Raw genomic sequence first — 23,268 nt, 5'->3', positions numbered from 1 at the left:
AGGGGCTCAGCCTCTTCAGAACTTTCGGTTATGCCGTTTCCGGGTCGATTTCCGGGGCAGGCTTAAAGGATGGAGACCATCAGCCCGAAGCTCTTGAACTGGGCGTCGATCCTGGATGACAAGACCCGCGAACAGGCGGTGATGACGGCGGCCCTGCCATTCATCTACCCCCACCTGGCACTGATGCCGGACGCGCATCTGGGCAAGGGCGCCACCGTGGGTTCGGTGATCCCCACGCTCCGCGCCATCATCCCGGCGGCCGTTGGCGTGGACATCGGATGCGGCATGATCGCGGTGCGGAACCAGTACTCGGTAAAAGACCTGCCGAGGGACCGGAAGAGCCTCCGCGAGGACATCGAGCGGGTCATCCCGTTGTCCGCCGGGAACAACAACCGGAAGATCCTCCCCACCGCGGAGCCGAGGATCGCCGAGCTGAAGCAGCGGGCCGCCAAAGCCGGCTTCAACCCCGCCCAGTACGTGGCCAAATGGGAGCTCCAGCTGGGCTCCCTGGGCTCGGGCAACCATTTCATCGAAGTGTCCGCGGATGAGTCCGACGGCGTGTGGCTGTTCCTGCATTCTGGCTCGCGGGGCATCGGCAACAGGATCGCCCAGCACCACATTGGTGTGGCCCAGCATGTCAGCCGGAAGAACCAGATCTACCTGCCCGATCCGGACCTGGCGTACCTGGACGAGGACACCCCGCAGTTCGAGCGGTACATCGCTGAACTGCGATGGGCCCAGCACTTCGCGCTGCTGAACCGGGAGGAAATGATGGACCGGGTGACGGCCCAGTTCAGCCGCTGGGTGGGCGGACCGGTGCAGGAACGCGAGCGGATCAACTGCCACCACAACTTCACCCAGCAGGAGACGCACTACGGCAAGCCGGTGTGGGTGTCCCGGAAGGGTGCCATCAAAGCCGGCCACGGCGATGCCGGGCTGATCCCGGGATCCATGGGGACGGCGTCGTATGTTGTGGAAGGCCGGGGCAACGCTGCCTCGCTCAACTCCTCCCCGCACGGGGCTGGTCGCGAATACTCCCGCAACGCAGCCCGGAAGACCTTCACACTGGAGGAACTGAAGCGCGCCATGCGGGGCATCGAGTTCCGCGCGTCGGAGGCCTTCATCGACGAAATTCCCGCCGCGTACAAGCCGATCGACCAGGTCATGCAGGACGCCGCGGACCTGGTCACCGTGCGGCACAAACTGCGGCAGCTGGTCAACGTCAAAGGCAATTGAAGCTGCGCATCAGGGCAACGGCACGGCAAAATGTGACGCCAGATGAACGTGCGTGACCCCCCGTTTCCGCTTCGTTGAACGGGTTTGGGCCACTCCCTATGGTGAAGCAATGACTAGTTCCAAGCCCGGGATGACCCGCATCGTGGCAGGCGAAAGCGCGCGCCCCACGCGCACGCGCGCCGTCGAGGCTGCGCTGGCCATCGGGCTGGTCCTGCTGATCGCCGTCGGAGCCGTCGTGGCCTCCAATATCTCCCGAGACACCGAGGCCCAGGCCGCCGAGCCCACGCCGGCCGCCGAGCTGAAGCTGGGTTACTTCGGGAACGTCACCCACGCTCCGGCGCTGGTGGGCGTCAAAAAGGGATTCCTGGCCGACGCCCTGGGCGGTACGAAGCTCAGCACCGAGACCTTCAACGCCGGTCCTGCCGCCATTGAGGCACTGAACGCCGGCGCCATCGATGCCGCGTACATCGGCCCCAACCCGGCCATCAACTCCTTTGCCAAAAGCCAAGGCCAGTCTGTGCGCGTGATCGCCGGAGCCGCGGCGGGCGGCGCCCAGCTGGTGGTCAAGCCCGGCATCGACTCCGCGGCTGACCTTCGGGGCAAGACCCTGGCAACGCCGCAGCTTGGCGGCACCCAGGACGTCGCCCTGCGCGCCTGGCTCTCCAAGCAGGGCTACAAGACCGGGGTGGACGGCAGCGGTGACGTGGCCATCAACCCCACGGACAACGCCCAGGCGCTCAAGCTGTTCCAGGACGGAAAGCTCGACGGCGCGTGGCTGCCCGAGCCGTGGGCCTCACGTTTGGTGCTCCAGGCCGGCGCCAAGGTGCTGGTGGATGAAAAGGACCTGTGGGATGGGGCCGACACCGGCAAGCCCGGCGAATTCCCCACCACCATCCTGATCGTGAACCAGAAGTTCGCCGCAGACCACCCGGACACCGTTAAGGCCCTGCTGAAGGGCAATGCGGACTCCGTGGCGTGGCTCAACTCGGCCCCGGCCGACGAGAAGGCCGCTCTTATCAACTCCGCCCTGCAGGAATCCGCCGGGGCCGCGCTGCCGGCGGATGTCCTGGCCCGGTCGCTGGCGAACATCAGCTTCACTCTTGACCCGCTGGCGGGCAGTTACCCCAAGCTGCTGCAGGACGGCATCGACGCCGGCACCACCAAAAAGGCCGACATCAACGGCCTCTTCGACCTCAGCGCCCTGAACCAGGTGACCGGCGGCGCGGACAAGATCTCAGCCGCCGGCCTCGGCCAGGACTGATCCACCACCACTTAAGGACGCCACCATGCCAGTAGTACTGGAACACCTGGGCAAGCGCTTCGGCGATGGCGCCCCGGTACTTGACGACGTCAACGCCAACATCAGGCAAGGCGAGTTCGTTGCCCTCCTCGGTGCCTCCGGCTGCGGCAAATCCACCCTCCTGAACATCATCGCGGGACTTGAAGCGCCGACGTCGGGCGCCCTGGAAGTGCCCAGCGACGGCGCCGCCTTCATGTTCCAGGACGCGGCGCTGTTTCCGTGGCTGACCGCACGGGAGAACATCGAACTGGCACTGAAGCTGCGCGGCGTGGGCAAAGCCGAACGCCGCACCAAGGCCCAGGAACTCCTCGAACTGGTGCACCTGGGATCCGCCGGGGACAAGCGCCCGCACGAACTGTCCGGCGGCATGCGGCAGCGCGTGTCCCTGGCCCGTTCGCTGGCCCAGGACCGGCAGCTGCTGCTTATGGATGAGCCCTTCGCCGCCCTCGACGCCATCACCCGCGACCTCCTGCACGATGAGCTGGAACGCATCTGGAAGGAAACCGGGCGGACCATCGTCTTCGTCACCCACAACGTCCGCGAGGCCGTCCGGCTGGGCCAGCGCGTCCTGCTGCTGTCCTCCCGCCCCGGCCGCGTGGTCCAGGAATGGGCAGTCACCGAGGAACACCGAACCGACGCCGGGCTCGCCGGCCAGCTGACCGGGGTCATCACCGCCCGGCTGCGGGAGGAGATTCGCCGCCATGCCAAGTAAGTTCCTGTCTGGCTCCGCGCCGGATGCCGCCCCCGCCCCTTCGCCGGACGGCTTTCGTCCTTCGGACGAAGCGTCCGGCTCCGACAAGCCCGATGCTACTCCCTGGGCGGCATCCGGCGCTGCGCCCGCAGCCCGTGAGCACGTGCATGCCGCCCTGACCCGGACGTCCACCGGCAACGAGGACCTCCGCGAGCTTGAATCCGGCTTGGACTCGCTGCAGTCCGACGCAGACCGCAAGCACCGCGTCGACTGGAGCCGGATTCTGCTGCCGGTGGCCGCCCTGGTGGTCCTGGTGCTCATCTGGCAGTTCTATGTGTCGCTCGGCGTGAAGCGGCGGGACCTGGTTCCGGGGCCGCTTGATGTGGTGGCCCAGATGGGTGTCCTGTGGAGCGACGGAAAGTTCCAGCAGTCCATCTGGACGTCACTGCAGCGCGGTGTGGTGGGCTTCCTGATATCGGTGGCCATCGCCACGCCGGTCGGCCTCCTGCTGGCCCAGGTTGCCCCGCTTCGACGCGCATTTGGACCGCTGATCTCCGGCCTCCAGGTGCTGCCGTCCGTGGCGTGGGTTCCCGCGGCCATCATCTGGTTCGGCCTCACGGATGCCACCGTGTACTTCGTGGTGTTCATGGGCGCCATCCCGTCCATCATCAACGGCCTGATTTCGGGCGTGGACCAGATCCCGCCGCAGTACCGCCGGGTGGGCACAGTCCTGGGCGCATCGCGGCTGCAAATGGCCCTGCAGGTGATCCTCCCGGCCGCACTGCCCGGCTACCTCAGCGGCCTCAAACAGGGATGGGCCTTCTCCTGGCGCTCACTCATGGCCGCGGAGATCATTGCCGTGGGCGGCACCATCGGCTTCGGCCTGGGCTCCCTGCTGGACCAGGGACGGGACCTGTCGGACATGACTATCGTCATGGCCGCCATCCTGCTGATCCTCGCCGTCGGCATCCTCATCGAGCTGCTGGTCTTCGGGCCCATCGAGAAGCGCCTCCTGCGCCGACGCGGCCTCCTGGCCGGCAGCACCCGCTAGCCCCAACACACCGCAAGCAGAGCCCGACGGCGACCTTCCGCCGTCGGGCTCTGCTGTTTCCTGGCGCATGGCAGACTGGCGCCATGACCGCCAGTTTCGTGTGCCGGACCGAATCCCAGCTACCCGTGGAGCAGCTGTTCGACTTGGCCCGCAGCATCGACCTTCACGTGGACTCCCAGAGGGACTCGGGGGAGCGGGCGGTTGCCGGCGTCACCAGTGGGCTGATCGGGGAGGGCCAGGAGGTGACCTGGCGGGCGAAGCACTTCAGTATTCCGCTCACCATGACCAGCAGGGTCACCCACCTGGATTTCCCCCGCAGCTTCACCGATGAGCAGGTGAAGGGCCCTTTAAAGGCCTTCCGGCACGTCCATGAATTCGAGCCCACGGCCGCCGGAAGCATCATGACGGACCGGGTGGAGTTCACCGCCCCGCTGGGAGTCCTGGGCCGCGCCGTCGAGCGCCTCATCCTGGCCCGGTACCTGGAACGGCTGATCCGGGACCGCGGCCGTTTCCTGGCCGCGCGAGCCTGAAAATCCTTTGTGACGCAGCGTTACCTTACGTGAACTGGTGTTGCTGGGCCTTTGTTGGCGAATGTGACGCCGCCCTACCGTTGATTCATGGCAATTCAGGACATATACCCCACGGCGCTGCGGCTGCTCGGCCGCCCCGTGCTGGTGGTGGGCGGCGGACCCGTCGCTGCCCGCCGCGCCAAGGGACTGCTCGACGCCGGTGCCCTGGTCACCGTCGTGGCTCCGGTTGCCTCGCCCGCGCTGCAGGAGTTGGTCGACGCCGGCCTGCTCACCTGGGAGGCGCGCCCCTACCTTTCAAGCGATGTCGACGGCGTCTGGTTCGTCCAGACAGCCACGGGCACCCCGGAAGTGGACGCCCGGGTCTCGGCCGACGCCGAGGCGCAGCGGGTGTGGTGCGTCAACGCCTCCGACCATGAAGCGTCCGCCGCCTGGACCCCCGCCGTCGCCGTGGTGGACGACGTCAAGATCGCCGTCAACGCCGGGGGAGACCCGCGCCGCGCCATGGCCGTCCGCGATGCCGTGGCCACCGCCCTGGAAACGGGAGACCTGCCGCTGCGCCGCCGCCGCGCGCACCGCGGGTCAGTCGCCCTTGTTGGCGGCGGCCCCGGCGACACCGGCCTTATCACCGTCCGCGGCCGCCGGCTCCTGGGCCAGGCCGACGTCGTTGTTGCGGACCGCCTCGGCCCCCGCGAACTGCTGAACGAACTCGCCCCGGATGTCCGCGTCATCGAAGTGGGCAAAACCCCCGGCCACCACCCCGTCCCGCAGGCAGACATCAACCGTCTCCTCGTCGAGGAAGCGCTCAAGGGCCACCGCGTTGTCCGGCTCAAGGGCGGCGACCCGTACGTGCTGGGACGCGGCGGCGAGGAAGCAGAGTACTGCCGGCAGAACGGCGTCGAGGTTGAGGTGGTCTCCGGCGTCACGTCCGCCATCTCCGTCCCGGCAGCCGCAGGTGTTCCGGTCACGCACCGCGGCCTGGCCAAGGGCTTCAGCGTGGTCACCGGCCACGAGGAACTCTCCGAGATCCCGGCCCGCCCGGACCACACGATTGTCCTGCTCATGGGCGTCGGCCAGCTGCGGGAATCCGCGTCCGCGCTGGGCGAAGCTGGACTGCCGCTGGACACACCTGTTGGTATCGTGGAAAACGGCTATTTGCCGGACCAGCGCGTCACCATTGGCACGCTCGGTTCCATCGCCGACCAGGCCAAGGCGGCCGGCGTCGCAAATCCTGCCGTGATTGTCATCGGTGACGTGGTGCGCGTGAGCCCGTTCGCGCCGTCGCACTTCAAAACCGCTGACTACAGCACCACCACCCCGAACAGCCCCCGCAAGACCGCCCTCACCACCTGAAACCCATCGATTGCTCCGTACTTGTCGTTATGAGCGTTCAAAACGACAAGTACTCAGCAGTCGATGCAGAAGAAAAGGAACACAGCCGTGTCATCCAGCACCACCGTAGGATCTGCTGAGCGTCCGCTGCGCGTCGCCGTCGTGGGCTCCGGCCCGGCCGGCGTCTACGCCGCCGACATCCTCACCAAGAGCGAAGCCGTCAAGAGCGGCGAGCTGACCGTCAGCATCGACCTCTTTGACCGCTACCCGGCACCCTACGGCCTGATCCGCTACGGCGTGGCCCCGGACCACCCCCGCATCAAGGGCATCGTGAACGCCCTGCACAAGGTGCTGGACCGCGGCGACATCCGCTTTTTCGGCAATGTCGACTACGGCACGGACCTCACCATCGAGGACCTCCGCAAGCACTACGACGCCGTCATCTTCGCCACCGGCGCCATCAAGGACGCGGACCTGAACATCCCCGGCGTCGAGCTGGAGGGCTCCTTCGGCGGCGCCGACTTCGTCTCCTGGTACGACGGCCACCCCGACGTGCCCCGGGAGTGGCCCCTGGAGGCCAAGGAAATCGCCGTGATCGGCAACGGCAACGTGGCCCTGGACGTGGCCCGCGTCCTGTCCAAGCACGCCGATGACCTGCTGGTCACCGAAATCCCGGACAACGTCTACGCGGGCCTGAAGGCGTCCCCGGTCACCGACGTCCACGTCTTCGGCCGCCGCGGCCCCGCCCAGGTCAAGTTCACCCCGCTGGAGCTGCGCGAGCTGTCCCACTCCAAGGACGTGGACATCATCCTGTACCCGGAGGACTTCGAGTTCGACGAGGAATCGGACCGCCAGATCCAGACGAACAACCAGACCAAGACCATGGTGGGCACGCTCACCAACTGGATCGCTGAGCAGCCCGAGGACCTCTCCGAGCTCAAGGCTTCGCGCCGCCTGCACCTGCACTTCCTGCACAGCCCGGTGGAGATCTACGACGACGCCGAGACCCCAGGCAAGGTGGCCGGCATCAAGTTTGAGCGCACCGAGCTGGACGGCACCGGCAACGCCCGTGGCACCGGCGAGTACGTGGACTACCCGGTCCAGGCTGTGTACCGCGCCATTGGCTACTTCGGTTCGGCCCTGCCGGACGTTGAGTTCGACCACAAGAAGGGCGTGGTGACGAACGACGGCGGCCGCGTCCTGGACGCGTCGGGCACCCACGTGCCGGGTCTCTACGCCACGGGCTGGATCAAGCGCGGACCGGTCGGGCTCATCGGTCACACCAAGGGCGACGCCCTGGAGACCGTCACGTACCTGCTGGAAGACCGCGAAAACCTTCCGGTCGCCGAGGCACCCGCAGAGGACGCGGTCACCGAACTCCTCGATGCCCGCGGCGTGAAGTTCACCAGCTGGGAAGGCTGGCTGGCCCTCGATGCCCACGAGCTCGCCCTCGGCGCAGCAGCCACGGAGGCCGGCGGCTCGCACGGCGTTAAAGTCAAGCGTGAGCGCATCAAGGTGGTGCCGCGCGGGGACATGGTGGACATCTCCCGCGACGGCGTAGCCGCCCAGGTCTAGAACCTAAATGCAGGAACCGCGGGGCCAATGGGCCCGCGGTTCCGGCATTTAAGCTGTGTTAACCGGGCTGCGCTACTTCCCCGCGCCGCCGATCGCCATCAGCTCCAGGCGCCGGAGGGTTTCGCGGTTCCGGGCAGAAATCAGCGGATCGCGCAGGAACTTGGGCATCAGCTTGCCCGGCCCGCGGATGGCGTCCTCGGCGATGGTCACCCGGCACTGGTTCCCGCGGTCCTCCAGCGTAATCTCCACCTTGGCCTCGCCCATGGGCCAGCCGCGTGCAACGAGTTCCAGGGAGCGGCCGGGCTCCACGGCGGCCACCTTGGTGCTGTCGTCGATGACCAGCGGCCAGGTCCCCACGGAGTGGTGCAGCTGGGCGCCGGCCTGCGGCCATTCGGCGTCCACGTCCCTGATCCGGGAGGCTCCCACCACCCAGCCCGAATAGAGCCAGCCGTCAGAGATGACCCGCCAGACGTCGGCGGAGGATGCGTTGAACAGCAGCGAGACGGTGGACATGGTGTTCCTTCCGGTTCCGGTGGTGCTTTGCTGAAGTGTTACGGGAGCGTTCTTTGGGCGCGCAGGTTGCTTGGCGCGTACGACGGCGGGAGGTGCGGGCCGCCGTGCGGCCCGGTAGGAGGGCTTCCGCAGGCGCCGGGTCCATCCGTAGGCCTCGGCGCCGGGCGGCTGGTTCTCCAGGGGATCGAACCGCAGGGGGATGTCAGCGGGGTTGCCGCCGGCGTGCAGCCGCAGCTCGCCGCACTCCCGCCAGGGTCCGCCCGGTGAGGCCCAGTGCAGCCCCAGCACCCATTCCCCGGACGCCAGCGAACCCGGCGGGAGGCTCCGCGTCCGCACGCCCAGCAGGACGGGACCGCGCTGGCCCCGGTATGGCATCAGCGTGGTCATGGTGGCTCCGGCGACGTCCAGCCGCGGCACAAGCAGGAACCGGCCCGGCCTGCCCCACCCGGTGGAGGCAAACAGCACGTCAGCCGGACCGGCAGCAGCGTCATCGGCGGCAGCAGCATCGCCGGACGGGGAAACGCGGAGCGCCAGGCCCAGGATGTCCGGCAGCGCCTGCGGCAGCCCCACGGACCGCGAGAAGCGGGCCACTACCTGGTCAGTGCCGGGGGAGTCCAGCCAGTCGATGCCGCTGGGGCCTGCCGGGTTGCCCGTCCTGGTGAGTACTCCGGCCAGGCCGAGGCCCTCCGGGTGGATGGGCCGGTCAGGCCGCGCGAGTTTCAGGAGCCGGAAGAGGGCGGCAAAGGCCTGCCCGGCACTCCCGATGACGGCGGAAACTGCGCGCAGTTGTTGGGTCATACTTCCTTCCTACCCACAAACCCCGGGACTACATGCGGCCGAACCGGGCCCGGATCAGTGCGAAAATCCCGTAGGCGATAAACCCGGCACCGATCGCCACCAGCAGGGTGGGTCCGAAGGGGTGGTCCTGCAGGGCCTTGAGGCTGCCGTCCAGCCCCGTCGACTCCTCGGGCCGGTGCTTGGCCGCGGCAATGATGAACAGCAGTCCGGTGAGGTCCAGTGCAATGCCTTTGGCGACATGGCCGGTGACGCCCAGGCTGTCGATAAGCCTGCCGCGCCGGGTGCCCTCAAAATGGAACAGTTCTTCCTTGAAGCCGCGCCGCAGCCCCTTGACGACGAAGTAGATGCCGATGCCCAGGATGGTCAGGCCCAAGGCCACCAGGAGCCATGGCCCCTCCGGGTGGTCCATCAGGCTGGCGCTGAAGTCGCGCGTGTTGTCGCCTGAGTCGCTGCGCTGGCCCAGCGCGAATCCTGCGAAAGTCAGGCCCACGCTGCCGTACGCGACCGCCAGGAACCCTGAGGAAACCAGCTTGGCCAGCCGTTCCTTGCGCGGGAGGCTTCGAGCCCGCAGGGTCGCTTCACTGGCCTGCCACAGGGCAAGGCCGAGGCAGGCCACCACGCACCCCCACATGACGAACGGGCCCCACGGGTTGTCCGCCAGTTGGGCGATGGCGCCGGTGGGTTCGGCCTCGCCCGGATGCCCGAAAGCGATGGCAATGGCGATGGCACCGAGGATGACGTGGAGCAGGGCCATGACGGCAAACCCGGCGCGGGCCAGCACATCCAGGACCTTGTGGTTGGAGGCCTCCTCGACAGCGTCCGCTGCCTGCCTGAGCGTGGATTCGCCGTTGGACATCCGTCAGCCGTTCATGGGCCCTTCGGCCCGCAGCTTTTCTGCGCCCGGTCCCTCGACGTGCACGGTGCAGCGGACCACCAGCTGGCCGGGGGCGTTGTCCAGCTCCACCAGGGATTCGTCTGCGCTGAGGACGGTGAACACTTCAGAACCCGCCACAACGTCCACGCCCTTGGCCTTTGCCGTTTGTTTGGCATTCCGCAGCGCCTCGCGCTCCAGTCCGTCCACGTAGCCGCTGTCACTTTCGCGGGCGGGGTTCCCGAAGGCCCAGCCGAACAATGTCCCTGTGTTTCCCATGGCGACGATATTACGCGGTGCGCCCTGTCCGGGACGGGCTTTCGTAATATTAGTAAGTGTGCTTACCATGGGCCGACCATACCTCGATGGAACCAAGGCAAGTGAAGTCTGCCGCGCAGCGGCAACCCGGAACCAGTTCACAACGTTAGGAATGCACATCATGGCAGGAAATCTCATTGCCCGTTCAGTTCACGACCTGACGGCAGCAGCATGGTTTGGTGGATCCCTGATGGGTGCCATCGGGCTCAACGGGGCTGCGGCCCAGGCCAAGGACCCCTCCGAGCGCACCCGGCTTTCCAGCGCCGGCTGGATGAAGTGGGCTCCGTTCCAGACCGCTGCCTTCGCCTCCCACCTGGTGGCGGACCTCGCCATCGCCTGGGAGAACAAGGGCCGGATCGCCAAGCAGGAGGGCGTGGCCCGCGACACCGTCATCAAGACCGCCGTCACGGTGGTGGGCGCCGCGGTGACCCTGTACTCGGGCATCCTGGGCAAGAAGGTGGACAAGCTCGCCGGTGAAGGTGCAGAGGGCGCAACCGAGCCGCACGGCGCTGCCTCGGACGAACTGAAGACCGCCCAGCAGCAGCTCAAGCTCCTGCAGTGGGCCATTCCCGGCTTCGCTGCCCTGGTGATCATCCTTGGCGCCAAGCACGGCGAGATGCAGCGGCCCAAGAACGTCTTCGCGGGCCTGCGCGGCGACTAAGGCGAATAAGAAACACACGGCGTACGACGGCGGTCCGGCACCACAGTGCCGGGCCGCTGTTTGTGTGCCGGCTTATTCCGCCAGCCACTCCGCACAAGAGTTCAGGTTCCGGCTCACGGTGGCCACGGCGGCGTCCTCATCCCGCCGTTCGATGGCCTCGAGCAGGGTTTCGTGGCCGTCCCGGGGCAGCCCGTTGAAGCCCGGCCGGCGCTGCTGGGTCAGCAGGTCCTGGTGGAACACGGTCCCAAAGCTCGCGTAGAGCTCGTGCAGCAGGGGGTTGCCGGACGCCCGCGCAATGCCTTCGTGGAAGTGCCAGTCGGCGTCCGCCCAGGGTTCGAAGTCGCCGTTCTTCCAAGCCTGGTCCCGGGTGGCGAGGAGCGCGCGCAGGGCCGTGACGTCGTCGTCCGTTGCATTGCGTGCGGCCAGCCGGGCAGCCTGGGTGTCCAGGCCCAGCCGGACCTCCAGGATGTGCTGTTCGGTATGGTCCTGGTACATGCGGCGGGCCGCGCCGGACATCTCGCTGGTGGCGCGCACGTAGGTGCCATCCCCGCGCCGCACCTCCAGCATGCCGCCGTGGGCCAGGGCCTTGACCGCTTCGCGGAGGGTGCCGCGGGAAACGCCCAGCCTGGCCACGAGCTCGGGTTCGGGCGGGATGCGCTGGTTCAGCGGCCACTCGCCGGAGTGCACCATTTCCCGCAGCTTGGCCGTGACTTCGGCGGCGAGCGGCGGACGTACCGAAGGGCTCAGCGACATGATGCTATTTTCCTTCCGAACGGTTGGGTCGCCCGGCAATAGTGCCGGCAGCCTCAGCGGGTTTAACCGACATGGCCTTCCCGGTAAGCAGATGGGACACCACGATCTGCACCAGTGCGAGCCCCAGCAGCAGCGCAAGGGGCAGTGACCAGCCACCGGTGGCGCTGTGCAGCAGCCCCATGCCGAACGGGCCCACGGTGGCCAGCAGGTATCCCGAGGACTGGGCCAGGGTGGACAAAGCGGTGGTTTCGGCGGTGCTGGTTCCGCTGCGGCTGATCATCACCATCACCAGCGGGAAGATGCCCAGGCCAAAACCGAGCAGGACAGCGGGGATGGCTGCCAATCCCACGGGCAGGACCAGCAGTGCCGCGATGCCCACCACCATGGTGATGCTCACCAGGTAGAAGGCGGGGCGCAGCATGCCCGGCCGGGCTCCGATGGCAATCAGCACCATGCCTGCCGGGACGGAAACAAGCTGCATCAGCCCGAACATCAGCCCGCTCTCCGACGCGCCCAGTCCCATGGTGGTCAGCATGTACGGGAACCAGCTCAGCAGGGCATACGCCAGCAATGCCTGCAGGGTGAAGATGGCGGTAAGGAGCTGGCCCTTGCGGGTGCGCAGCAACGGCCACGGGGAAACGTGCCCGGCCGCGGTCCGGACGGTGTGGCGGTGGGCGTGCAGGGCCACGGGCAGGAATCCCAGGAAGGCTGCGACGGCGGCGATGCCCACAGCACCCACGGCGGCGGACGGGGATCCCAGGGCCTGCGCCAGCGGGACCACCAGGACCGAGGTCAGGGTGCCGCCGGTGGTCATGGTCACCGTGTAGACGGCGGTCATGAGGGAGGTCCGGGAGGCGAAGTGCTCGCGGATGAAGGAGGGCATGGCCACATTGCAGATGGCCAGCCCGGACATGCCCACCACGCTGCCGGCCACCAGCATTCCGGTGGCGGGGATGCCGCGCAGCAGCAGCCCGCCGGCCAGCAGCGCCAGCGACAGCAGGATGGCCTTCTCCACCCCCACCTTGCCGCTGAGCCATGATGTCGCTGCCCCGGCCACCGCGAAGCAGAGCGTGGGGATGGACGGGATGCTGGCCGCCACCAGCGCCCCATAACCCAGCACGGCCTGGAGGTCGTGCAGCAGCGCGGAGGCCCCGGTGATGCCTGCGCGCAGGTTCAGCCCGATCAGCACCAGCGCAATGACACCAAACACGACGGCGGAGCGCGGCTTCGCAGGAACAGTCCCGGGATCCGGTGCGGCGGGAGCGGCCTGAGCGGCCGTGGGGGCGTCGGCGGTGACGGGGGCGGGGGAAGGGGGAGTGGCGGGCATACCCTCCACCGTAAAGGTTAGACGTTTGATGTTTGCGTATTTGTGGCCAACCTCTCCCTCCAGCGGGCGCCTGCAATAGACTGCCAACGGACTGTCGGAGGGCCTGGCGTTGACCAGGCGGCGCTGGAAGGACGGCTGTGGAGGCTTCCCGGGGACTTGAGATCGAGAAGAAGTACGACGTCGACACCGCCGCCGAAGTGCCGGCACTGGAGCAGGCTCCCGGGGTAGCCCGGACGGGCAAGCCGCACACGGACCTGCTGGAGGCGGTGTACTTCGACACTCCCAAACATGGCTTGGCCGCCCGCCGCATCACGCTTCGCCGCCGCACCGGAGGCAAGGACGCCGGGTGGCACCTGAAGCTGCCGCCGCAGGGCGCCGCAGCCGGGGAAAGCCCGCAGCACCGGACGGAGTTGCACGCACCGCTCGGCCGGCCCGACGTCGTCCCGGACAGCCTGCTCACCCACCTCCACGCCTACCTGCGGGGGACTGTCCCGGCTCCGGTGGTCCGGCTGGAAACCCGGCGCACTACCTACCCCCTCTATGGGGAAGACGGCGTGCACCTGGCCGACCTCGCCGACGACCACGTCACCGCCGCCCGGCTGGAGGACGGGCCGGACGCGCCCCGGCAGGAATGGCGTGAATGGGAGCTGGAACTGGTCCACGGTGACCCTGGCCTCTTCGTCCCCGTGGAGGAACTGCTCACCGCCGCCGGTGCCCGGCCCGCCGGCCACGCCTCCAAACTGGCGCGCGCCTTGGGCAGTGGCACCAAGGCGGGGAAGCGGGTTGCTGCCAGGGCTGGGACCGCCGCCGGCGAAGAGGCTCCCGGCGATGCCGGCGGGGCCGAAAGCAGCTCCGCCCTTCTGGCCGGAAAGCGTGCCCCGGCTGCCGCCGTCGTCACCGTCTATGTGGCCGCGCAGATCGACCAGATCCTCGCAAGGGACGCGGACGTCCGGAACGAGGAACCGGACGCCGTGCACGCCATGCGTTCGGCGACGCGCCGCATCCGCTCCGTTCTGGCCGCCTACGGCCGGCTCTACCGGGCGTCGCCGGTGCGCAAGCTGCGGAGCGAGCTGAAATGGCTGGGCCAGTTGCTGGGCCAGCCGCGCGACGCCGAGGTCCTGGGGAAACAGCTCCGCGAACAACTGGGCGCACTGCCGCCGGGGGAGGGCATCGCCGGCGCCACCTCCAGCGTGGAACAGCGTACCGGCAGCGATTATGACGCAGCCTACCGGCTCCTGCGGGAAGCCCTGGGATCGGCCCGCTACTTCCGGCTGCTGGACAAGCTCGAGGATTTCCGGGACAACCCGCCCGTGCGCGCCGAAGCAGTGACTCCCGGACGCCGGGCTGCCGCGAAGGCGGTGGACAAAGCCGCCAAACGCCTGCGCCGTTCGCATAAAGCCGTGAAGCGGGCCCGGCGCGGCAGGGAGGAGGAGCTTGCCCTCCACCGCGTCCGCAAAGACGCAAAGCGGCTGCGCCACGTGGCCGAATCGGCGGCCCTGGTGCACGGCAAGCGCGCCGGCAAGGTGGTCAAGGCCGCGCACCGGCAGCAAAAAATCCTGGGCCGCTTCCAGGACGCCGTCGTGGCCCGCGACCTGCTCGCCGCCATCGCCGCGGACTACAGCGATCCGGCCACGGCAGCCATCTACGCGGACCTGCTCAACCAGCAGGAAGAACGGATGCTGGCGGCAAAGGCCGGGTCCCGGAAGGCGTGGAAGAAGTCGCGCGACCTATTGGGTCACGGCGTGATCTGAGGTTGTGTACGGGGCTACTTGCCCTGCCGCGCCGACAACCGCGCCACCGCCAGCGCAAGCCACAGCTGCACCCGGTCCGCGGTGACCGCGGGATCGTAGCCGGTGAGCTCGGTGATCTGGGCCAGCCGGTAGCGGACCGTGTTGCGGTGCAGCGTGAGTTCCTCCGCCACCGCCGCCACGGAGCCGTTGTTGTTCAGGTAGCTTTCCAGCGTGGCCATGAGTTCGGAGCCGTGCGCGGCGTCGAAGGACCGCAGTGGGTTCAGCGACTCGTGCGCCATGTCCGCCAGCGGCACGTCCTCGCTGGCCAGCAGCAGGGACGTCAGGCTCAGCCGCTCCGGCTCGTTGACGGGCAGGCCATGGCTGGCGGCGTCGCGGGCCTCGAAATAGCTCCAGCGGAGCCCGTTGGGCTTGGTGTATGCCCCGCCGATGCCGATCGTGGCATGGATCCCGGCCTCGGCGAGGTGGTCGCTGAGCCTCCGGGCCAGCGACGGCGCCGTCCCGCCGTCGTCATTGACCACCAGCACCAGGTCCTTGCCCACGACGGCGGCGACTGCCTTCTCCAGTTCCTGCGGCACCGAGGTGCTCCCCAGGGCCTTGCCGTGGGCGGCGGATACAGCCAGCAGCACCACGTTCTTGCGGGTGCTGTTCACGCCAACGCCGGCCAGCCTGCGCTGAGCCTCGCTGGTCTCCAGCGCCCCGTGGATGACGTCCTCCAGCACCTGGCCGCAGAGGGCTCGCTGGGCCTGCCGCTGCTTGACCATGTTGTTCAGCTCCACGCTGATGAGGTTCTGCGCGTAGCCGATGATGCCGGTGTCCTCGAAGGGCTGGCGCACCCACAGGGTGCAGGCGTCACGCCGGCCGGTGGGCACGGGATAGCTGGACCAGCTGTCCGCCGAGGGGTGGGTGCTGCTGCTGTTGTAGAGCTGGGCCGTGAACTGGGTGAGCGCAATGTCCGTGCGCAGCATGCCACCAAGGTTCTTCAGCAGCTCCGCGAGCCCGCCGCCGGTCAGCAGCGCCCGGGCCAGCACCTGGTGCCCGGCGATCAGCCTCTCCAGCTTGGCGTAGTGGTCGGCGGACTGGGCGTCCGCCACCAGCTTGGTGATGGCGATGAACGGGGTCTCGTACGGGACCTCCACCACCGGGAGCCCCCACCGGTTGGCCTCCGCCAGCAGGGCCGGCGGCACCGCTTCGTGCGACAGTCCAACACCGAAGCCAATGCCCACCGCTCCGGCGCGCTGCACCTGGCGGACAAAGCGGCGCTGCTCGGGTGCCGAGCGCAGCCGCAGGCCCGTGGTGAGGACCAGTTCGCCGCCGTTGAGGAACCGCTGGGGATCCTCCAGTTCGGTCACCGCAACCCAGTTGATGTCCTGGTTCCAGGTAGTCTCCGCCACGCCCGCCTTGGACAGCTTCAAGGACGTCACGCCCACCAGGGCAGCAAGGGAAATGGCCATGAAGCAAGGATAAACGTGAGCTGGGCAACCGCACTAAACCCCTTTGGCAAGGGTGTGCAGGTGGCTATTCACCCGGCTTGGGCGCTGGCATAGGCTCAATGCAGTTCCATCCATCCGTCCTGGTCTCCGCCCGGCAGCAGATGGCCCATACGAAAGAGGTTGCACACCGTGGTCCAAACCTTGCAGAACTTCATCAACGGGAAGTTCGTTACACCCGCCGGCACCACCCTGCTGGACGTGGTCAACCCCGCCAACGGCGAAGTGGTGGCACAGGCTCCCGTGTCGGTGCAGGCGGATGTGGACGCCGCCATGGCGGCCGCCAAGGACGCCTTTCGGACCTGGAAGCACGTCACCCCGGGCCAGCGCCAGCTGATGTTGCTCAAGCTCGCGGACGCCATCGAGGCCAACAGCGACGAACTGGTCGAAGCCCAGCACCGCAACACCGGCCAGGTCCGGTCGCTCATTGCCTCCGAGGAAGTGGCCGCCGGCGCCGACCAGCTGCGCTTCTTCGCCGGTGCTGCCCGCATCCTGGAGGGCAAGTCCGCCGGCGAGTACTTCGAGGGCCATACCTCCTACGTCCGCCGCGAGCCCATCGGCGTGGTGGCCCAGGTGGCCCCGTGGAACTACCCCTTCCTGATGGCCATCTGGAAGATCGGTCCCGCGCTCGCCGCCGGCAACACCGTGGTGCTCAAGCCTTCCGACACCACCCCCGAATCCACCCTGGTGCTGGCCCGCCTCGCCGGGGAGATCCTGCCCACCGGCGTGCTGAACGTGGTACTCGGCACCGGCGAAACCGGCGCCATGATGGTGGAGCACAAGGTCCCCGGCCTGGTGTCCATCACCGGTTCGGTCCGGGCCGGCATCGCCGTCGCCTCCGGCGCCGCGAAGGGCCTCAAGCGCGCCCACCTGGAACTGGGCGGCAAGGCACCGGCCATCGTCTTCAAGGACGCCGACATTAAGAAGAGCGCCGCGGCCATCGCCGAGTTCGCCTTCTTCAACGCCGGCCAGGACTGCACCGCCATCACCCGCGTGCTGGTGGAGGAGTCCGTCCACGACGACGTCGTGGCAGCCATGGTGGAGCACACCAGGACCCTGCACACCGGCTCGCAGAACGACGAAGACAACTACTTCGGGCCGCTGAACAACATCAACCACTTCAACGCCGTCACCTCCGTGGTGGAGAACCTGCCCGCCAACTGCCGGATCGAGACCGGCGGGCACCGCGCGGGGGAGAAGGGCTTCTTCTTCGAGCCCACCATCATCACCGGCGCCAACCAGACCGACGACGTGGTGCAGAAGGAAACATTCGGCCCCGTCATCACCGTCCAGAAGTTCAGCACCGAGGAAGAAGCCGTGGCCATGGCCAACGACGTCGACTACGCGCTGGCCTCGAGCGTCTGGACCACCAACCACGGCACCGCCATGCGCCTCAGCCGCGACCTGGACTTCGGTGCCGTCTGGATCAACACCCACATCCTCCTCACCGCCGAAATGCCGCACGGCGGCTTCAAGCAGTCCGGCTACGGCAAGGACCTCTCCATGTACGGCGTGGAGGACTACACGCGCATCAAGCACGTCATGTCCGCGCTCGATTCCTGACGCCAACCGCTTCCCTTAGCAAGAAAGAAAACCCATGACCACCACCGCAGCAGACCCCACCTACCGCCTGGAGCAGAAGCGCCGCGTCCAGGCCGACTTCCCCGGCCCCAAGTCCGTGGCACTGACCGAACGCCGCAAGTCCGTGGTGGCTGCCGGCGTCGCCTCCAGCGTTCCGGTCTACGTGGCCGACGCCGACGGCGGCATCATCCAGGACGTCGACGGCAACTCCTTCATCGACCTCGGCTCAGGCATCGCCGTGACCAGCGTGGGCGCCTCCGACCCCGCCGTGGTCGGGGCCGTCAAGGAAGCCGTGGAGCACTTCACCCACACCTGCTTCATGGTCACCCCGTACGAAGGCTACGTGGCCGTCGCCGAGCAGCTGAACCGCCTCACCCCGGGCGACCACGAAAAGCGCACCGTCCTCTTCAACTCCGGCGCTGAGGCAGTGGAAAACGCCGTCAAGGTGGCCCGCCTGGCAACCGGACGCGACGCCGTCGTCGCCTTTGACCACGCCTACCACGGCCGCACCAACCTGACCATGGCGCTCACTGCCAAGGCCATGCCGTACAAGACCAACTTCGGCCCGTTCGCGCCCGAGGTCTACCGGATGCCCATGAGCTACCCGTTCCGCGAGGAAAACCCCGCCATCACGGGTGCCGAGGCCGCCAAGCGCGCCATCACCATGATCGAGAAGCAGATCGGCGGCGACCAGGTTGCCGCGATCATCATCGAACCCATCCAGGGTGAGGGCGGCTTCATCGTCCCGGCCGAGGGCTTCCTGCCCGCGCTGGCCGCCTGGGCCAAGGAGAAGGGCATCGTCTTCATCGCCGACGAAGTCCAGTCCGGCTTCTGCCGCACCGGTGAATGGTTCGCCGTCAACCACGAGGGCGTCGTCCCGGACATCATCACCATGGCCAAGGGCATTGCCGGCGGCATGCCGCTGTCCGCCATCACCGGCCGAGCCGACCTCCTGGACGCCGTGCACCCGGGTGGCCTGGGCGGCACCTACGGCGGCAACCCGGTGGCGTGCGCCGCTGCGCTGGCCGCCATCGGGTCCATGGAGGAATACGACCTCAACGGCCGTGCCCGCCACATCGAATCCATCGCCACGGCGCGCCTGAGCGAGCTCCAGGCTGAACTGGCCGGCGCCGGAACCGACGTTATCGGTGACGTCCGTGGCCGCGGTGCCATGCTCGCCGTCGAACTTGTCCAGGCAGGCTCCAAGGAACCGAACCCGGAGCTGACCAAGGCTGTTGCCGCCGCCTGCCTGAATGAGGGCGTCATCATCCTCACCTGCGGCACCTACGGCAACGTCATCCGCCTGCTTCCCCCGCTGGTCATTACCGATGAACTGCTCGCAGACGGCCTGGAAGTCCTCGCCGGCGCCATCAAGGCCAACGCGTAGAGGACCAAAACCCGCACCAATAAAAGGGCAGCACCCCCCCGGGGGGGGTGCTGCCCTTTTGTGCTGCCGGGAAAGCCTTGCTTGGGGGGTACCGGGGGTACCTACGCCCCCTCGCCGCACGGCGTCAACTACCTAACAACAGGCCAGCGCCAGCGGCAAAGCAGCGGTGCCCCCAACGGCGGTGTCGGTAGGTAACCCTCAAATTGTTTATTGAGTACCCGTTACTCGTGTCCGTCCTCCGCAGGGATACGTAATTTTGAACCTATAAACGGGTTGGGCTGCGCGCGACGCCGGTTGCCTAAGGCGCCGCCCCCACACCCCAAAAAGCGGAGCCACTCACGCTCCAATCGTGTCAGCCGCAGGGTAATGACGCTGCCCTCCCTTGGCGCTAATGACAGGTACTTCAACCAACGCCTGGTGTTTGGGCACCCCAGGTGGTGATACCCCAAAGCCCAATGACGGACTTCTTGCTTGAGACAAGGGGAATGGCAGTGACGCATCCGGGAAGTTTCGCAATACCTGCAGCAGTGCCGGCACAGGCCACCTTCGGCCGGGACGGAGCGATGTTTGAAAGCCTGCTGGGTTTCGTGGCCCAGCTGAGCCTGGTGCTGTGGAGCGTGGTCACCCTCACCGTGGTCATCCGCTTCATCGGCATCCGCTTCTACCGGCGCGCCGCCCGCAGGGCCCTGGCCCGGATCGCGGCCGCCAATGCTTCGGCCCCCGGCCCTGCCGGCGCCGCAACGGGTTCCGGCACCGACGTTTTCGGACCGAAGGAGGCTGCCGCCAAACCTTCCGCGAAACCTGCAGTCCCACCGGTTGTCCTGCCTGCCATCGCCGTGGTTCCGGTGATCAGGGCCGGGCTGGACCTGCTCCAGCCGGCCAACGTTCCGCTGCCCGAGGCCGTGACGAACGTGCTGGCCAGCCAATCAGTGGACGGGTGAACTAATGGACATCGCGCTCCTGGTCTTCTGGCTGTTCGCGGGCGTCAGCATCCTCTACGTGGTGCACTTTGGCCTCTACCTGGCCGGTGCCAATTTCTATGACATCTGGCAGCAGCGGCGGAAAGGGATTAGGGGCGTCCGGCTCCCCACCGCTTTCCAGCCCGAGTGCGCGGCCACGGCCACCTGGACCCTCAGGGCGCTCCCCGAGGTACCCGGCCTGGTGTCCATCGTCATTGCCGCGCACAACGAGGAAGCAGTGATCGTCCGGACGCTCGACTCCATCCGGCGCAACAACTACCGCTCCTTCGAGGTCCTTGTGGCGGACGACGCATCCAGCGACCTTACCGGCCGCCTGGTCCGCGACTTCCAACTGCGCCATCCGGAAATGAACCTGCGCCTGGTGCGGATGCACAGGAACGTGGGGAAGGGCGCCGCACTCAACGCCGTGCTCCGGCGGTTTGCCCGCGGCCAGTACGTGATGACGCTCGACGCCGACTCGGTCATCCAGCCGGACGCCATCACCAATGCGCTGTCCTACTTCGACGACCCGTACGTGGCCGGTGTTGCGGCGAACGTCCAGATCATCGAGGAGACCACAGCCCTGGGCATCCTGCAGCGCTTCGAGCACATGATCGGTTACCGCTCCAAGAAGCTCTACTCGCTACTGAACTGCGAGTTCGTGGTGGGCGGTGTGGCCTCCACCTACCGGATGCGCGTGCTGCGCAAGGTGGACTTCTACGATACAGACACAGTGACTGAGGACATCGGGCTCAGTACGAAAATCACCCACCTGGGCAACCGCCGGTTCCGGATGGTCTACGGTGCGGACGTGGTGGCCAGGACCGAAGGTGTGCTCACGTTCCGGGCCCTGGCCAAGCAGCGCTACCGCTGGAAGTACGGAAGCATCCAGAACCTCATCAAGTACCGCGGCATGGTGCTTAACCCCAGCCGCCGGTACAGCCGCACCCTGGCGTACTACCGGATGCCGATGGCCCTGCTGAGTGAGTTCACGCTGCTGGTCTCGCCCCTGGCCTGGACGTACGCCGTCTATTGGTCGCTGGCCACGTACACGCCGGCCCTGATCATCGGTTCGTATGCCACCATCACCGCGTACACGCTGCTGACGGTCCTGATGGATGAGAACCTCACGGCGGGGGAACGCACCAGGCTCTGCATGTACGCACCCACTGCCTACTTCCTCTTCTACATCATGGACTTGGTGCAGCTCGTGGCGGCCGTCCGCTGCATCACCCGATCGAGGGGCCTGGTCCGGCGTCCCGAGACCAACACCTGGAAGTCCCCGCAGCGGGCCGGCAGCGTGGGGGTGGTGACCAGTGCCGCCTAAGCGCCATAGGGTTCGCCGGGTACTTCTGAATCCCCTCGTCGTCATCACCGTCCTGGTCCTCCTGATCAGCGCCGGCTGGCTGGCGTACACGGGTAAGACGGGCAGCTTCGCCCAGCCCCGGCCGGGAGCCAACCTGCTGCCGGCACTCTTCCCCGCCCTGGCCGGACCGTCCGCCACACCCGGCCCGTCGCCGTCGGCCAGTTCCTCCCTGGATCCTGCCGGCGGCTGGACCGCCGGGCATAGCGGTGACGCCAAGACTTCTCTTGAGTTGGCGGCCGGGCAGATGGGCGGGCAGGCGCTTAAGCTCACGATCAGCCAGTACGCCTCAGGCGACGTCACCCTCAGCAGCCCGCGGGTGGACCTCGCCCCCGGCAAGAATTACTTCTTCAAGGCGTTCACCACCACCGACCCCGATTTCCGGTTGCTGGCCCGGAAGTACCACAAGGACGGCAGCACCACCCTGGAGCAGCTGCGGAATCCGCTGGAACGCCCGGGCACCTCGGCGTTTACGGTCAGCGACGCGTTCAACAGCGGGGACACGACGACGGCGGTGCAGTACGTCTTCCGCTTCGCCTCAGCGGGCACATTCCAGGTGGAGGGCGTGTACCTGGAAGCAGCCGAGGACGTCCAGCTTCCCGCATCCGGAGCAGGTGGCCCCAACGTGATCCCCAACCCGGGGTTTGCCGGTACCGATCCGGCCCGGCCCGCCTTCTGGTCCCCGTACTCGTCCGGGACATCGACGGTTGAGTCCGGGCGCGGCGAGGACGGGCGCGGCAGCTTCCTGTGGACCCGCGTGGGCAATTACCAGAACGGGGAAGCGAAGTGGCAGTACGAGCCCATCCCGGTGGCCGCCGACCGCTATTTCACCTTCAGCGCGGCCTACAAGTCGGATTCCAAGGCGGATGTGGTGGCCGAGTTTGAGCTTGCCGGCGGCGGGCGGAAATTCCGGAACCTGGAGACGGTGCCCCCGGCGGGGGAGTGGACCACCATCAGGGAATCGTTCCAGGTCCCGGACGGGGCGGAGACCGCGATGGTCACCGTCATTTCCCACGGGAACGGCACCACCGCCGTCCGCGACTTCTCGCTGATGGATGTCACCAGGCCGGGAGCGCTGCGCTGGCAGCAGCCTATGGTCTCGATCACGTTCGACGACGGCTGGCAGTCGGTGTACGATCGCGCCCTGCCGCTGCTGGACAAGCACGGCTTCAAGTCCACCCAGTACGTCAATCCCAGTTCCATCGAGACGCCGAACTTCATCACCGCGGCTGAGGTCCAGCAGATGAACCAGGCAGGACACGAGATTGCCGCCCACAGCTTCCAGCACGTGGACCTCACCTCCGTGGGCACCGGGAGGCTGGACGACGAGCTGCGCAAGAGCGAGGACGCCCTGGCAGCAGCGGGGCTGCCCACCGATGACCTGGCACCCCCGTACGGACGTTCCGACGCGCAGGTGGACTGGTACGCCGCCAAGTACTTCAAGATGGTCCGCGGCACGGGCGACGGCATCAACACCAGGCAGAACATCAACCCGCGCGATCTGAAGGTCCTCTACGTGACGGACACAACCACGCCGGAGATCCTCAAGGAAGCGCTCGCCGAAACCTCCCGGTCCAACGGCTGGCTCATCCTCGTGTACCACCAGATCGCGGCCCCCGACTCGTCGGGTACCCAGAAAAACACTATTGCGGCGGACAGGAGCACCATCACCAGCACCGTCCTCGCAACCCAGCTGCAGCTCATCGACGAAAGCGGCATCCAGGTTAAACCGGTCGCCCAGGCGTTCGAGCAGTTGCAGGGCCCGTGACCACCACCAGGCGGTGAAA

Annotated in this window: 20 protein-coding genes; 14 read left to right on the top strand and 6 right to left on the bottom strand. The window is 67.5% G+C overall.

Annotated features, from left to right (window positions below):
• The first annotated feature begins 69 nt into the window (after window positions 1-69).
• The 7 genes from JCQ34_RS14235 (at window position 70) to JCQ34_RS14205 (ending at window position 7,712) form a co-directional block, all read left to right on the top strand.
• Window positions 70-1,236, top strand: coding sequence for an RtcB family protein (locus JCQ34_RS14235; RefSeq protein ID WP_286398427.1), 1,167 nt, complete (start codon window positions 70-72; stop codon window positions 1,234-1,236).
• Between the two features lie 130 nt (window positions 1,237-1,366).
• Window positions 1,367-2,497 (top strand): ABC transporter substrate-binding protein, encoded by a 1,131-nt coding sequence (locus JCQ34_RS14230; protein ID WP_286404529.1) that lies wholly within the window; start codon window positions 1,367-1,369, stop codon window positions 2,495-2,497.
• A gap of 25 nt (window positions 2,498-2,522) precedes the next feature.
• Window positions 2,523-3,248: an ABC transporter ATP-binding protein gene (locus JCQ34_RS14225; protein ID WP_214944836.1), complete on the top strand. Its 726-nt coding sequence runs from the start codon at window positions 2,523-2,525 to the stop codon at window positions 3,246-3,248.
• On the top strand, window positions 3,238-4,278 hold the full coding sequence (locus JCQ34_RS14220) for an ABC transporter permease (RefSeq protein WP_286398424.1): 1,041 nt from the start codon (window positions 3,238-3,240) through the stop codon (window positions 4,276-4,278). Before JCQ34_RS14225 ends, JCQ34_RS14220 begins: the two co-directional genes overlap by 11 nt.
• Before the next feature lie 83 nt (window positions 4,279-4,361).
• Complete coding sequence (locus JCQ34_RS14215; RefSeq protein ID WP_286398422.1) at window positions 4,362-4,808, top strand: SRPBCC family protein; 447 nt, start codon at window positions 4,362-4,364, stop codon at window positions 4,806-4,808.
• 87 nt (window positions 4,809-4,895) lie between these two features.
• Window positions 4,896-6,158: a uroporphyrinogen-III C-methyltransferase gene (gene cobA, locus JCQ34_RS14210; protein WP_286398420.1), complete on the top strand. Its 1,263-nt coding sequence runs from the start codon at window positions 4,896-4,898 to the stop codon at window positions 6,156-6,158.
• A gap of 87 nt (window positions 6,159-6,245) precedes the next feature.
• Window positions 6,246-7,712 (top strand): FAD-dependent oxidoreductase, encoded by a 1,467-nt coding sequence (locus tag JCQ34_RS14205; protein ID WP_286398418.1) that lies wholly within the window; start codon window positions 6,246-6,248, stop codon window positions 7,710-7,712.
• Window positions 7,713-7,784: 72 nt separating this feature from the next.
• Here JCQ34_RS14205 and JCQ34_RS14200 read toward each other — a convergent pair whose 3' ends face one another.
• The 3 genes from JCQ34_RS14200 to JCQ34_RS14190 are packed head-to-tail and all read right to left on the bottom strand — an operon-like array spanning window position 7,785 to window position 10,173.
• Window positions 7,785-9,023 carry an SRPBCC family protein gene (locus JCQ34_RS14200; protein WP_286398416.1) on the bottom strand — a complete coding sequence of 413 codons (1,239 nt, stop codon included), beginning with the start codon at window positions 9,021-9,023 and terminating at the stop codon, window positions 7,785-7,787.
• 28 nt (window positions 9,024-9,051) lie between these two features.
• On the bottom strand, window positions 9,052-9,879 hold the full coding sequence (locus tag JCQ34_RS14195; protein WP_286398414.1) for a DUF1206 domain-containing protein: 828 nt from the start codon (window positions 9,877-9,879) through the stop codon (window positions 9,052-9,054).
• Between the two features lie 3 nt (window positions 9,880-9,882).
• The gene (locus tag JCQ34_RS14190; RefSeq protein WP_236799207.1) at window positions 9,883-10,173 is read right to left on the bottom strand and encodes a hypothetical protein; all 291 of its coding nucleotides are present in this window, start codon (window positions 10,171-10,173) and stop codon (window positions 9,883-9,885) included.
• Window positions 10,174-10,333: 160 nt separating this feature from the next.
• On the opposite strand from JCQ34_RS14190, the gene JCQ34_RS14185 reads away from it, so the two are divergent.
• The gene (locus JCQ34_RS14185; RefSeq protein ID WP_286398411.1) at window positions 10,334-10,873 is read left to right on the top strand and encodes a hypothetical protein; all 540 of its coding nucleotides are present in this window, start codon (window positions 10,334-10,336) and stop codon (window positions 10,871-10,873) included.
• A gap of 72 nt (window positions 10,874-10,945) precedes the next feature.
• Here JCQ34_RS14185 and JCQ34_RS14180 read toward each other — a convergent pair whose 3' ends face one another.
• On the bottom strand, window positions 10,946-11,626 hold the full coding sequence (locus tag JCQ34_RS14180; RefSeq protein ID WP_286398409.1) for a FadR/GntR family transcriptional regulator: 681 nt from the start codon (window positions 11,624-11,626) through the stop codon (window positions 10,946-10,948).
• Window positions 11,627-11,630: 4 nt separating this feature from the next.
• Window positions 11,631-12,953 carry an MFS transporter gene (locus tag JCQ34_RS14175; protein ID WP_286398407.1) on the bottom strand — a complete coding sequence of 441 codons (1,323 nt, stop codon included), beginning with the start codon at window positions 12,951-12,953 and terminating at the stop codon, window positions 11,631-11,633.
• A 137-nt stretch (window positions 12,954-13,090) separates the two neighbouring features.
• On the opposite strand from JCQ34_RS14175, the gene JCQ34_RS14170 reads away from it, so the two are divergent.
• Window positions 13,091-14,704, top strand: a complete 1,614-nt coding sequence (locus JCQ34_RS14170) for a CYTH and CHAD domain-containing protein (protein WP_286398405.1) — start codon at window positions 13,091-13,093, stop codon at window positions 14,702-14,704.
• 14 nt (window positions 14,705-14,718) lie between these two features.
• Here the strand turns inward: JCQ34_RS14170 and JCQ34_RS14165 are convergent, their stop codons facing one another.
• Window positions 14,719-16,155, bottom strand: a complete 1,437-nt coding sequence (locus tag JCQ34_RS14165; protein WP_286398403.1) for a PucR family transcriptional regulator — start codon at window positions 16,153-16,155, stop codon at window positions 14,719-14,721.
• Between the two features lie 168 nt (window positions 16,156-16,323).
• Here JCQ34_RS14165 and JCQ34_RS14160 point away from each other — a divergent pair, with 168 nt between their 5' ends.
• From JCQ34_RS14160 to JCQ34_RS14140, 5 genes are all read left to right on the top strand, one after another.
• Window positions 16,324-17,754: an aminobutyraldehyde dehydrogenase gene (locus tag JCQ34_RS14160; protein ID WP_286398401.1), complete on the top strand. Its 1,431-nt coding sequence runs from the start codon at window positions 16,324-16,326 to the stop codon at window positions 17,752-17,754.
• A gap of 34 nt (window positions 17,755-17,788) precedes the next feature.
• A complete protein-coding gene (gene gabT, locus JCQ34_RS14155; RefSeq protein ID WP_286398399.1) occupies window positions 17,789-19,159 on the top strand; it encodes a 4-aminobutyrate--2-oxoglutarate transaminase in 1,371 nt (456 codons plus the stop codon).
• A gap of 491 nt (window positions 19,160-19,650) precedes the next feature.
• On the top strand, window positions 19,651-20,100 hold the full coding sequence (locus JCQ34_RS14150; RefSeq protein ID WP_286398397.1) for a hypothetical protein: 450 nt from the start codon (window positions 19,651-19,653) through the stop codon (window positions 20,098-20,100).
• 4 nt (window positions 20,101-20,104) lie between these two features.
• Window positions 20,105-21,445 (top strand): glycosyltransferase family 2 protein, encoded by a 1,341-nt coding sequence (locus JCQ34_RS14145; RefSeq protein WP_286398395.1) that lies wholly within the window; start codon window positions 20,105-20,107, stop codon window positions 21,443-21,445.
• Entirely contained in the window at window positions 21,435-23,249 is a 1,815-nt protein-coding gene (locus JCQ34_RS14140; protein WP_286398394.1) for a polysaccharide deacetylase family protein, read from the top strand. The genes JCQ34_RS14145 and JCQ34_RS14140 overlap by 11 nt, the downstream gene beginning before the upstream one ends.
• Window positions 23,250-23,268 lie beyond the last annotated feature (19 nt).

The organism is Pseudarthrobacter defluvii (genome assembly GCF_030323865.1).
Classification (GTDB): Bacteria; Actinomycetota; Actinomycetes; order Actinomycetales; family Micrococcaceae; genus Arthrobacter; species Arthrobacter sedimenti.
This window is presented reverse-complemented; position numbering and strand designations above follow the sequence as displayed.

What these genes read in the sequence shown, in the direction of transcription:
- cobA (WP_286398420.1), top strand. Translation starts at nt 4,896, where the DNA reads ATGGCAATTCAGGACATATACCCCACGGCGCTGCGGCTGCTCGGCCGC.
- JCQ34_RS14185 (WP_286398411.1), top strand. Translation starts at nt 10,334, where the DNA reads ATGGCAGGAAATCTCATTGCCCGTTCAGTTCACGACCTGACGGCAGCA.
- JCQ34_RS14165 (WP_286398403.1), bottom strand. Translation starts at nt 16,155, where the DNA reads ATGGCCATTTCCCTTGCTGCCCTGGTGGGCGTGACGTCCTTGAAGCTG.
- JCQ34_RS14195 (WP_286398414.1), bottom strand. Translation starts at nt 9,879, where the DNA reads ATGTCCAACGGCGAATCCACGCTCAGGCAGGCAGCGGACGCTGTCGAG.
- JCQ34_RS14215 (WP_286398422.1), top strand. Translation starts at nt 4,362, where the DNA reads ATGACCGCCAGTTTCGTGTGCCGGACCGAATCCCAGCTACCCGTGGAG.
- JCQ34_RS14175 (WP_286398407.1), bottom strand. Translation starts at nt 12,953, where the DNA reads ATGCCCGCCACTCCCCCTTCCCCCGCCCCCGTCACCGCCGACGCCCCC.
- JCQ34_RS14200 (WP_286398416.1), bottom strand. Translation starts at nt 9,023, where the DNA reads ATGACCCAACAACTGCGCGCAGTTTCCGCCGTCATCGGGAGTGCCGGG.
- JCQ34_RS14190 (WP_236799207.1), bottom strand. Translation starts at nt 10,173, where the DNA reads ATGGGAAACACAGGGACATTGTTCGGCTGGGCCTTCGGGAACCCCGCC.
- JCQ34_RS14235 (WP_286398427.1), top strand. Translation starts at nt 70, where the DNA reads ATGGAGACCATCAGCCCGAAGCTCTTGAACTGGGCGTCGATCCTGGAT.
- JCQ34_RS14225 (WP_214944836.1), top strand. Translation starts at nt 2,523, where the DNA reads ATGCCAGTAGTACTGGAACACCTGGGCAAGCGCTTCGGCGATGGCGCC.
- JCQ34_RS14230 (WP_286404529.1), top strand. Translation starts at nt 1,367, where the DNA reads ATGACCCGCATCGTGGCAGGCGAAAGCGCGCGCCCCACGCGCACGCGC.
- JCQ34_RS14220 (WP_286398424.1), top strand. Translation starts at nt 3,238, where the DNA reads ATGCCAAGTAAGTTCCTGTCTGGCTCCGCGCCGGATGCCGCCCCCGCC.
- gabT (WP_286398399.1), top strand. Translation starts at nt 17,789, where the DNA reads ATGACCACCACCGCAGCAGACCCCACCTACCGCCTGGAGCAGAAGCGC.
- JCQ34_RS14145 (WP_286398395.1), top strand. Translation starts at nt 20,105, where the DNA reads ATGGACATCGCGCTCCTGGTCTTCTGGCTGTTCGCGGGCGTCAGCATC.
- JCQ34_RS14180 (WP_286398409.1), bottom strand. Translation starts at nt 11,626, where the DNA reads ATGTCGCTGAGCCCTTCGGTACGTCCGCCGCTCGCCGCCGAAGTCACG.